The following is a 1,307-nucleotide window of genomic DNA, read 5'->3' on the forward strand; positions in this document are numbered from 1 at the left end:
CTCCTAGCGGCCGCCAATTCCAGGGCAGGAGCTCGTCGAGCTGCTGGGCTGGGTGCTCGGCGATGCGGGCGAGGACATCAGCGAGCCAAGCTTGGGGGTCGATGTCGTTCATCTTGGCGGTGACGATCAGGCTGTACATGATCGCCGCGCGCTGGCCGCCGCGATCTGATCCGCAGAACAGCCACGACTTCCGGCCGAGCGCGATGCCGCGTAGGGCGCGCTCGGCGGCGTTGTTGCTGAGACAGACGCGGCCATCCTCGAGAAACCTCGTGAACGAGGGCCAGCGGCGGAGCATGTAGTTGATCGCCTTGGCGAGGTCGTGTCCCCGGGTGAGCTTCTCGCGGGTCTCATGCAGCCAGGCCTCAAGCTCGACGACGATGGCCTTGCTCTGCGACTGTCTGACCGCCAGCCGCTCGGCGGGAGACAGGCCGAGGATCTCCCGCTCGATCGCGAAGATGGCGTCGATGCGCAGAACCGCTTCCAGGGCCAAGGGATAGACGGCCTTCGGCTTCTCGCCCCTGGCCTTCTTGTGGGCGGCGGCCTCGATATCGGCGAGCTCGAAGAACTTGCGTCGGGCGTGCGCCCAACAGCCCGCTTCCAGGACCGGCCCTGCTGGACGGCCGGGCTTGTAGAGATCGCCATAGCCGCCATAGGCGTCGGCCTGCAGGACGCCAGACCAGGTCGTCAGATGTCCGATGGGATGGGCGCCCCGCCGATCCCGTGAGTAGTAGAAGGCGGCCGCCGGCGGCGCGGGCCCGGCGAAGGGTTTGTCGTCGCGGACATAGACCCACAATCGACCGGTGTCGGTCTTGCCCTTGGCGAGGACCGGAACCGTGGTGTCGTCGCCGTGTAATCGCTCGGCGGCCAGGACATGGGCCTCGATCCGTCGAAACAGCGGCATGAGCACCGCGGCGCAGGCGCCGACCTGGTCGGCCAGGGTGGAGAGGCTGAGCGGCACGCCCTCCTTGGCGTAGCGCTCGGCCTGGCGGTTTAGCGGCTGATGCTGCCCGAACTTCTCAAACAGGATCATGGCCAGCAGGCTGGGCCCGGCCCAGCCGCGGGCGATGACATGGAAGGGCGCCGGGGCCTGGCTGATGGTCTCGCAGTCCCGGCAGGTGAACTTCTCGCGGACGTGGGCGATCACCTTCCACTGCCGGGGGATCACCTCCAACGTCTCGGTGACGTCCTCGCCCAGCTTGGCCAGACGCGTCCCGCCGCAGGCGGCGCAGGCGCAGGGCCCGGGAACGATGACCCGCTCGCGCGGCAGGTGCTCGGGGAACGGCTTCCTGGACGGGCGTTTGCGCTCG

At 68.5% G+C, this 1,307-nt stretch carries 1 protein-coding gene; it reads right to left on the reverse strand.

The features are described from left to right. Positions 1-1,307 (reverse strand): IS66 family transposase (locus ACE3TA_RS22575; RefSeq protein WP_374576574.1); only part of this gene is annotated, 1,307 nt, incomplete at both ends.

The organism is Phenylobacterium sp. (assembly GCF_041916435.1).
Classification (GTDB): domain Bacteria; phylum Pseudomonadota; class Alphaproteobacteria; order Caulobacterales; family Caulobacteraceae; genus Phenylobacterium.